The organism is Sphingobacterium suaedae (genome assembly GCF_042684625.1).
Lineage (GTDB): Bacteria > Bacteroidota > Bacteroidia > Sphingobacteriales > Sphingobacteriaceae > Sphingobacterium > Sphingobacterium suaedae.
This window is the reverse complement of the sequence record NZ_JBHULR010000020.1, coordinates 94,462-103,459: the sequence shown is the minus strand read 5'-3', so window position 1 is coordinate 103,459 and position 8,998 is coordinate 94,462. Positions and strand designations below refer to the sequence as shown.

Sequence of the window (8,998 nt, the reverse complement as noted above, 5' to 3'; positions counted from 1 at the left end):
GACGAGCACGGGCATGCCCGTGCTCGTCGTTTATAGCAAAAGTATACCTATCAAAAACGCGTCTCAAACATCCCCTTCGGTGATAACCCCGGAAAGGGATTAGGAACCACGGGCTGTTTGGCCGGTGCGTTGCGCGTGTCGGAACGGAGGCCGGAATTAAGCCCTAGCGCTGCAAAAGCCTCCTTCAACAGCCGTTCGTTGCTATTACCCCATGTTATCGTGTAATCTTCATATACATCCTGCCCATCCGGTCTAATGCCATCAAAATAATCACCATAGCCGTCCGCATTTTTTTGCCACAAACTCGTCGCATACATATCGTAACCACCTACATTTACCCCAACAAATCCCACAGGTTTGCCGTACGTGGTGCTTCCGACAAGTTTCACATCCATATACGGTTTTAACACACTGATCACCATCTCGCTGGCCGATGCTGTCGATCCAGTACCAATAAATACGACTCGTGGCACGTTGAGTGTTTTCGCTTTCGAGAAATAAAAGGCATTGTCATCCACAAAACTATCGAAATACTCGGCCCAGCTATACTTTGTTCCCGGAATAAGTTTCGTTTTCAGATACCTGCTCGATTGGTGATTCATCAACGTCGCATTCAGGTACTCTTTGTACATCAATGTTGTGTTGCCCACCCCCACCGACGTCGGTGCGATCAAATTCGCTAAATACTCCGCTGTTTCGACAGACCCTCCTCCGTTATACCGAAAGTCGATCACCAAATCGGACACCCCTTCGCGGATAAAGTTATCGAAGGCAGCATCTAGTCCGGCTTTCGCATTTTTTAGCCCAATAAATTGATGGAATACCAAATACCCTACCTTTTTAGCATCAAACGTATACACTCGTGTAAACAGCAACGGGTTCAGCTTATAGGTCGCTGCTTCCAGCGTGATGGTCTCCGAAGCTCCATCCGGTTTCGTAAACCCCAGTGTCACGCGTTCGCTGTTGTAAATAGCCTGTATAATCTTATTGATATTTGTTCCATTTCCCAATGGGCTTCCATCATAATCAATATCGGTATCCCCATTGATCGAGGTAACCTTCCAGCTCCGCCGGATTCCCTTGACGTGCGCCGGCGAAGAGTCCAGCACATAAATCACCCGCAAATCGTTGACCGCGTTGTAGCTTACTTCAAAGCCAAAATCATTTGCCATACCTTCCTGAATAGCGCTGGCCACTCTCCCTTGGTCTAAAAAGCTATATTTATCAATAGGCTGCCCGTTCACTTTCTTCTTTATCGAAATGAGTTTACTGAACATTTCTGGCAAGTTCGAGTAACTACTCGGTTTAAAGGTTGCCGAATCTGGAATGACGTCGTTCCACAAATACTGGTCCTGAAACAAAAAATACATGGAATCGTTTGCCGTAGGTACGGCTTCCTCGCGCGGTGTCGGATCATGGTCTTTTTTACACGCACTGAACAAGAGCCCAACGCCCAACAATCCGTAACACAATTTGTACATGAATTTCATAATGAATACGTAATAAAGTTAGCCGGCGACCGCCGTATGCCGCCACTATTTAAAACACAGTCGCTGCATGGCAGATCGCAAAAGCCAAATATAACGAAAAAGGGAATATCTTATCTTAAAATCTATATCCATAGAAAAAAACGGGGAACGTCTGATGCGCAAAAAAAGCCGGAAGTCACTATAGCTTCGGTAGCCTGACTTCCGGCTTATAAAATAAGTCGTTTCATGGTATCCACATACCGCCTGCTGACGGTAACCTCATGACCATTCTTCAGAACCAAGATCATACGTCCACCCTCCCGATGCAACTCGTCTACGTACGCGAGATTGACAATAAAAGATCGATGTACGCGGACAAAGAAACCGGCGTTCAATCGTTCCGCGATATAGCCGATGCCATGCGAACTTACATATTCTCCAACATCGGTATAGATGATACTGTAGTCTCGGGCAGCCTTTACATGCATAACATCTCCGATAGCAATCTTTTTGAAGCGGATGCCATCAACCACAAAAATTGCTGAAGATGCGGTGTTTGGCCTTTCACTCGGGATCTCGCGCTGTACCGCATAGGAAATGCGGTGCAACGTACGTTCCACATCTTCTTGCGTATAGGGTTTGCGTAAATAATCAAACACATCCTTCTTAAATACCCGCTCGATGCAGGCATCCTTATCGGCTAAAATAACCGTCAATGGATGGCAGACACCTTTACTCAGGATCTCGCCTTTGTACATGCGGTACAAACCTTCTTCGACAAAGAGCACGTCAGGCGTTAATAAACTAACGGACCGAATTGTTTCCAAACGGTTCGAACATTCCCGGATAACCCGAAATCCCATGACACCATGCACGTACCTGCGGATCGCTTCCCTGGCTTCGATATACCGGTCAGCAATCACCACCGTTTTGGTCATGTCTTCCATATACGTATGATCATGAGCGTTTGTGATCCTCCTGCTGCGCTTCCTTCTGCATCTTATTTGCCAAAGCATAGCACACGCTTGATGCCAGCACAAACAGCAAACTGTTGCCCGCTACGAAACCACCACCATAGGCATTCAGCCTACTTCCATTGACATACAACGTATGGCACACCTCCCCGGCAGCAATCAACGCCAATGTCAGACACACTGTCAATACGACCCGCTGTAAGACACATCGCACCAACCGCCAATCCTTACCCATATATCGATATCGCTTCATGGTGTGCGAATACATCCCCCCTCTGGCACATACATCCCTAAGGTAATTGCCGATAGTATACCATCTGTAAAGGTTTGGGTACGGAACTGGGCTGTTTTTGGCGATCTGTCTCCCCTCCGTGGTTTATCGGATTCGTTCACCGACACCGCCCCATACACGGTATAGTGTCTCCGCAAAATCAGGCTGGTGTCTAATGCCCGTACACCCTGCTGCGCATCTAGCCATAGCTGGCAGCCGCTCAACAGTAGTAGGAAGAACAGACCGAAACAAATCGTTCGTAGGCTCATCTTCTGTTCTAAAAGTTTTTCGACTTTAAGCGCCATTCTAACGGGAAGTAAATCAGCTCGCCTCCCTCATCCCCATCGATCCAAACATATCCGATCCCCTCCATTTTTATCATCCCTGCGGATAAGCTTATGTAGTAATCCGCATAAAACTCCGCGTGGGAGGTCGCCGTGTGCCGAATCTTGTAGACATCCGAATAGGTTGTTCCAGCCGCATCTACCGACGTATTGACCGCCATAATCTCGTAAGTCAACGTTCCGGACAGGTCGTCAGGATCCGGAGAAGCTGGTACATCGAATGACCAGCGATCGCCGACCTTACACCCTTTTTTCAGCATGGGCAACTTCAATGGACTATCCGGCCAGTCGGTCGCCATGGCAAAAGACGTTTGATCCGCATACCAAAAATGTTCCACCGGAGGAAACTCCGCTTCCACAAATTGCAACAGCACCTTAAAATAGCTTTCCTTCGTTTTATCTGCGATTTTATAGCTGACCTCGGTCTGTCCTTCTTCAGTGACCAACCAATAGTTCCATTGATTGCCTACCTTCATAAATGGAAACGTCGGGCTGTCCAACGTTGGCGTTCCATCGTCTTTGCACGAACAAAGCGTCAAGACACACAGCAGCATAGCTGCGATTTTCTGCATAGATTTCATCATATTTTTTATCGTATGTTATTTTTTCGATCATCCGTCGTCTCTCCAAAACAATGTCCCAGTAAGTCATCGGTCCATCGATCAACCAAAACTTTTGCGAAACTACGGGGATGTACAACCGGAAAAAACTGTAGTACCTCCCATTTTTCTGTTTTCCGTACTGCTACGGAATATCATTCCCGATTTGACGATATCGGCCCGACCCATTGCTTTTGGTCGATCAGCTGAGCCGTTCGTCGACACATCCCGCATTTCGTAGAAATCCGCAACCGCAACCCAAAAAGAGGCCTATATTCACGTTCCGAAGATGATCATACACCCTGAGCAACCAAAACTGAACGATTTAGGTATGAAAATCTATGACAACACATAAACAAAAATTTGCACCTTCTACCAGAGAACTGGGGCTTACGCCCGGAAATAAAATCAAGTTGATCAATCCACCTACCGGGTACATGTCGCTGCTATCGGCGACCATACCTACGCTACAGATCCTGCGTGGCCGAAAAACGAAAAAAGACCATATCCATGCGTTTGTGCATGGATATAGCCATATGGTTGAGCTCGTAACGGCACTATCCGACGAATTAAAAGCCGACGGTATCCTTTGTATATTTTTACGAACAACAAACACGTATCCGGTCGCTATGCCTGTAAATGCTTGGAAAAAAATGATTGATTTTCCCGGATGGTTGTCCCTAGACCGTCGCAGGTATAATGGCGATTGGTATCTCTTACGATTTAGACACACCTAGCCCACTTTCCCCATGTATGCACACTATCTTCTCCTTTGGCTGATCGCATTTCCGTTCACCAACGCGCCGCGAGGCGCGCGTGATACAACCTACGTATTTCACCTGATAGATTTAGCTAAAAACCAGCAGAAAAAAGGGATGCCCGATTCCGCCGAATACTATTTCAAACGTGCCGGCGAACTGGCCGATGCCTTATCATTTGACAACGGACAGTTGGCTGTTGCGGGAAACTATAGTGTGTTTCTCTATGAACAGGTCCGCTTCGACGAGGCCATGACCTATGCCGAACGTGCACTAAGCATCAGTAAGCGATTGCGAAACCGTCCGAAAACTGCCGCCGCATATAATACAATTGCATTACAGCATCAGGCGCGCGGCCGATTAACCGCTGCAGCCGAACATCTTATCAAAGCGCTCAACATCTCCAATGAGATTCAACGACCTACGCGCCACCAGCTCTCCGATCGACGGAAATACCTCAACAACCTCAGTTCCTTGTTTCTGGACCTAGACGATTTAGACAAAGGACTGCAATATGCCTGGCAGTCTTTTGAGATCGCCGAGCAACTGCGCGACACGATATCCATGGGCAATAGCCTTATCAACGTCATGGTCGCCGAAGCTATGTCTGGCAATCTGAGCGACGCCGTGCGTCACGGCCATCAGTATCTCCAGATCGGGCAGTCGTTTGGCGACCGGCAAATGGAAATCAAAGCGCTCAACAACCTCGCCGATGTCTACCGGATGCAGCGAAACTATCCACTTGCCCTCGAAACCTTTCAGAAAGCCTTGGCCATTACTCCCAAATCCATGCCCGGTAATGAGGTGTATACGCTATCGGGGATATCCCAGGTTTTCAAAGAAATGGGAAACCCTCAGGAAGCGAAGCTGTACTTTAAAAAAGCGTTCAAATTAGCCGAAACGGAACTGGCAAAACCGCAACTGATTGATATGTTCTTAGCGGGCGCCGCGATCGAGGAAGCGCTCGGCAACTACAAAGAGGCCCTGACGCTGCACCGGCGGCACGTCCTGCTCAAAGATTCGCTTCGCAACCAAGAAATACAAAAAACGATACAAGAACTAGAAGTCAAATATGAAACAGCTCAACATCGTAATAGTATCGCCGAGCGCGATTTAAAGATCCTAGAACAAGCCGCCGAACTCGATCGGAAGAATAAATGGTTAGTCATCTATATTTCGACAGTCGTTATCCTCATTTTTGGATGGGGAGGGTTACGGCTTTTTCATCTCCAGAAGCGACGGACAAAATCCACTGAGCTTCAAAAGCAGCTGATCGAAGCACAGCTAAAAGGAGAAGAAAAAGAACGGGCGCGTACAGCAAAAGAGCTGCACGATGGTGTTGCGAGCATTCTATCCGCCGCCCGCATGCAGATTCATACACAGATTGCCGATCACGATCGGTCCGGTATATTCCGAGAGATCAGTCAGCTGATCGAAATCGCCACGCGCGAAGTCCGCAATATATCACACAACCTGGCTCCCGAAATGATCCTTCGCGAAGGTTTCGCTTACGCGATACAATCCTTTTGCCGACGGATACAGAAACCCAATTTCCGTTTGCACTGCTACGTGATCGGCCCACTCCCTGAATTGCATAAAAACACACAACTTGCCATTTATCGGATCATCCAGGAGTGTGTCACCAATATACTCAAGCATGCCGAAGCCACGGAGGGCATCGTGCAATTGGCGGAAGAACAGGGACGATTACTAATCACCGTCGAAGACAACGGTAAAGGATTTGCCGTCGAAAAGAGCTGGGAGAAAGGCATCGGATTGGCGAACTTGCAAGCTAGGATTAGTCTCCTCCAAGGCACGTTGGATATCCGATCCTGTCCCGGTAAGGGCACCTCGATATTTGTCGAAATCCATGGAGACGCACAAAACAAACAAGCATCGGACGCGGCTTCAAGTGTACTGGAGACCATACCCTTATTCTAAGTCGTCGTACGCTAAAACATCCTAGATATAATTTATTCCCTTTATGGAAACAACCACCCACCCTATAACCACTGTCGGAATCGCGGACGATCACTCCTTGATCATTCACGGACTGCAGAGAATGCTGCAGGTAGAACCGAATCTCCAGGTATTGTTCACCGCACAGACCGCCGCCGATCTGCTGCGGCACCTACACCTGCAGCTCCCGGATGTTTTGCTGCTGGACATTGAGCTGCCCGATGGCAGCGGCATCGATTTGACCGCGACCATCCGAGAACTATATCCCTCTGTAACGATCATTGCACTTACCAACCACGACGACAGGGTGTATGTACGGAAAATGATCCGCAATGGTGCAAAAGGCTATTTGCTAAAAGGCACAGGAAAGGATCAATTAGTCAATGCCATTCATCAGGTAAAGAATGGACAGGTTTACATTGATAAACAAATTGAACAACACATCTTACAACAAACCATTCATGGCAAAAAACTTACGGCTCCAGTCAAGCTCACCAACCGGGAACTCGAGGTGCTTGCCCTGATTGCCAATGAATATTCCAATCAAGAAATTGCTGACCGGTTGTATTTAAGTATCCGGACGGTCGAATCTCATCGGCATAGCCTCAATCAGAAACTGCAAATCAAAACGATGGCAGGACTTGTCAAAGAAGCGTATCTTCGCGGCCTTATTTAGTACCTTTGGCGATCTGTTTCCGTATCCTACTCAAACTGTCCTGATGTATCGCTAAATAAGAAGCAATATATTTTAACGGGACGTTTTGTATCACCAATGGCTGTGTTTCCATAAGGTGCACATAACGTTCTTCGGCGGTCATACAGATGGCATTAATTTGGTTTTCCTGCAACCAATTGAGCAAAGCGCCCATTACCGCCAGGTCCATATCATTCATTTTAGGAATCTCCCTTTTAAGTAACAATACCGTAGGCTTGTCCCAAATCAATACGTCGATTTCGCTTAGCGATTCGAGTGAACAAGTCGAGGGCTCGCCGCTTTGCAAAAACAAGGGCGTCGACAAAAAGTAGTTGGAAGACACGATGCCTAATGTATGGTCGATACCTTTATGTTCACGGTACAAACGCGCAATCCCTCGATTCAGGAAATAAAGTGTTTCCACCTGTTTCCCTTGCTCCATCAAGATTGTGTGCGCTGGCCATACAGCATGCCGCGTATGGGTACGGATCATATCAAATTCATCCGCCGTAAAATGAATATCATAGGCCGCTGCAAATGCACATACATGTTCAAAATAGTGTCGTAAAAGCATGCTGATCTGCCGGTTAACGTGGACTCTCCTACGAAGATAACAAAAAAAATCAGGTTGTGCATTTTCTGACATATGTCAGTTCGAACTCCTTCCCGATATGCCTATTTTTGACAGGAACTGATGATGCCATAAATCCATGAAAAAGCAGACGTTACTTATTGTAGATCGAGATTATCTATTTCGTAAACAACTCATCGAAGAACTGAAACAACAGCAGTATCCAGCTGTATTCTGGGAAGCTGGCAATGGTTTGGAGGCCGTTCGCTACATCAATGCACTGCAGCCCGATATTGTCTTCCTTGGAGTGCGCCTACCTGGAATAAGTGGATTCGAAGTTTTGGATAGAACGGAACACGTTCCAGCCGTTGTCTTAACATCGGAATGTAGCAGCCACGCCGTGAAGGCATTTGAGTACGATGCCGTCGACTATCTCCTCAAACCACTGAACAGCAAACGCTTACGCTCTTCCCTGCAAAAACTCGACAACCAACGTCGTGCAGGCGCCAATACGTTTCGGGATTCTCCGGCGGCTTATCCCCGTCGCATGCTCCTCGAAAAAGGAAACCGCATGACCAGCATACCCATAGCCGAGATCACCTATTTGAAAGCAGATAAAGACTATACCTGGGTACATACCGTGCACCAAGACGTTTTTTTAAGTAGCTACGGGATCGGTCAGGTCATGCATAAGCTGGATCCACAACAGTTTTTACGTGTCCACCGATCGTATATCGTCAATGTAGATCATATTCAGGAAATGTACAAGGACGTTCAAAAAGTTTTTCTCACCCTTCCAAACCAGATCGAGTTAACCGTCAGCAGAAATTATTTTCCCGCAATCAAGGAGCTGATGTTCTAAATACCATCTGTTGCTTGCCGCGACAGGGCTTGTTCTTTCTTCTTGAAAAGAAAGAACCAAAGATTCAAGGCTAGGTTTCTCTTTAGCGAACAGAGAATAACGATAGCAAACCGCTTATCTACATCTCTTTGTAGTTCCCTAGATTAACAGAAAAATGTCGCCTTGGGATCGTTGCGTCTGTAGAAATTTGCCTTGGCACAGGCTACTAAGGATGCAAAAGATCCCCAGCGACGATTTTTGGTTCTTTTTGGGAAAAAGAACTGGCCTGTCCGGCCATAGAGGACAAAAGAAAAACCTGCCCCGGCTTTAGGGGCGGAAAGGTCGTGCGAGGGACAACGTTTACATACATCATCACCGATTTGCCCTGCCCACAGCCTTTCCGTCGCTTGCCGCGACAGGGCTTGTTCTTTCTTCTTGAAAAGAAAGAACCAAAGATTCAAGGCTAGGTTTCTGGATGCTACCTCACCTGTCATCGCCTAAACCATCCCAAACTCACT

The 8,998-nt window shown here is 47.2% G+C and carries 11 protein-coding genes; 4 read left to right on the top strand and 7 right to left on the bottom strand.

The genetic code is table 11. The features are described from left to right. Positions 1 to 50 precede the first annotated feature (50 nt). The 5 genes from ACFSR5_RS18650 to ACFSR5_RS18630 all read right to left on the bottom strand — a co-directional run bounded on the left by ACFSR5_RS18650 (position 51) and on the right by ACFSR5_RS18630 (position 3,642). On the bottom strand, positions 51 to 1,490 hold the full coding sequence (locus ACFSR5_RS18650) for a S41 family peptidase (protein ID WP_380905987.1): 1,440 nt from the start codon (positions 1,488 to 1,490) through the stop codon (positions 51 to 53). A gap of 206 nt (positions 1,491 to 1,696) precedes the next feature. Continuing rightward, positions 1,697 to 2,416 (bottom strand): LytR/AlgR family response regulator transcription factor, encoded by a 720-nt coding sequence (locus ACFSR5_RS18645; protein ID WP_380905986.1) that lies wholly within the window; start codon positions 2,414 to 2,416, stop codon positions 1,697 to 1,699. A 10-nt stretch (positions 2,417 to 2,426) separates the two neighbouring features. After that, positions 2,427 to 2,696, bottom strand: coding sequence for a hypothetical protein (locus tag ACFSR5_RS18640; protein ID WP_380905985.1), 270 nt, complete (start codon positions 2,694 to 2,696; stop codon positions 2,427 to 2,429). Continuing rightward, positions 2,693 to 2,983 carry a Bor/Iss family lipoprotein gene (locus tag ACFSR5_RS18635; protein WP_380905984.1) on the bottom strand — a complete coding sequence of 97 codons (291 nt, stop codon included), beginning with the start codon at positions 2,981 to 2,983 and terminating at the stop codon, positions 2,693 to 2,695. The genes ACFSR5_RS18640 and ACFSR5_RS18635 overlap by 4 nt, the downstream gene beginning before the upstream one ends. 8 nt (positions 2,984 to 2,991) lie before the next feature. Continuing rightward, complete coding sequence (locus ACFSR5_RS18630) at positions 2,992 to 3,642, bottom strand: hypothetical protein (protein WP_380905983.1); 651 nt, start codon at positions 3,640 to 3,642, stop codon at positions 2,992 to 2,994. Positions 3,643 to 3,998: 356 nt separating this feature from the next. Here ACFSR5_RS18630 and ACFSR5_RS18625 point away from each other — a divergent pair, with 356 nt between their 5' ends. Genes ACFSR5_RS18625 through ACFSR5_RS18615 form a run of 3 tightly spaced genes read left to right on the top strand, consistent with a single transcriptional unit; the run spans position 3,999 to position 7,050 of the window. Then, positions 3,999 to 4,394, top strand: coding sequence for a hypothetical protein (locus ACFSR5_RS18625; protein WP_380905982.1), 396 nt, complete (start codon positions 3,999 to 4,001; stop codon positions 4,392 to 4,394). A 12-nt stretch (positions 4,395 to 4,406) separates the two neighbouring features. Then, positions 4,407 to 6,356, top strand: a complete 1,950-nt coding sequence (locus tag ACFSR5_RS18620; protein ID WP_380905981.1) for a tetratricopeptide repeat protein — start codon at positions 4,407 to 4,409, stop codon at positions 6,354 to 6,356. Positions 6,357 to 6,399: 43 nt separating this feature from the next. Then, positions 6,400 to 7,050, top strand: coding sequence for a response regulator (locus ACFSR5_RS18615; RefSeq protein ID WP_380905980.1), 651 nt, complete (start codon positions 6,400 to 6,402; stop codon positions 7,048 to 7,050). Here ACFSR5_RS18615 and ACFSR5_RS18610 read toward each other — a convergent pair. Beyond that, positions 7,043 to 7,642 carry a Crp/Fnr family transcriptional regulator gene (locus ACFSR5_RS18610; RefSeq protein WP_380905979.1) on the bottom strand — a complete coding sequence of 200 codons (600 nt, stop codon included), beginning with the start codon at positions 7,640 to 7,642 and terminating at the stop codon, positions 7,043 to 7,045. The two genes, ACFSR5_RS18615 and ACFSR5_RS18610, sit on opposite strands and share 8 nt — an antisense overlap. A gap of 136 nt (positions 7,643 to 7,778) precedes the next feature. Between ACFSR5_RS18610 and ACFSR5_RS18605 the strand changes: the two genes are divergently transcribed. Then, a complete protein-coding gene (locus ACFSR5_RS18605) occupies positions 7,779 to 8,501 on the top strand; it encodes a LytR/AlgR family response regulator transcription factor (protein ID WP_380905978.1) in 723 nt (240 codons plus the stop codon). Positions 8,502 to 8,644: 143 nt separating this feature from the next. Here the strand turns inward: ACFSR5_RS18605 and ACFSR5_RS18600 are convergent, their stop codons facing one another. After that, positions 8,645 to 8,974 carry a hypothetical protein gene (locus ACFSR5_RS18600; protein WP_380905977.1) on the bottom strand — a complete coding sequence of 110 codons (330 nt, stop codon included), beginning with the start codon at positions 8,972 to 8,974 and terminating at the stop codon, positions 8,645 to 8,647. Positions 8,975 to 8,998 lie beyond the last annotated feature (24 nt).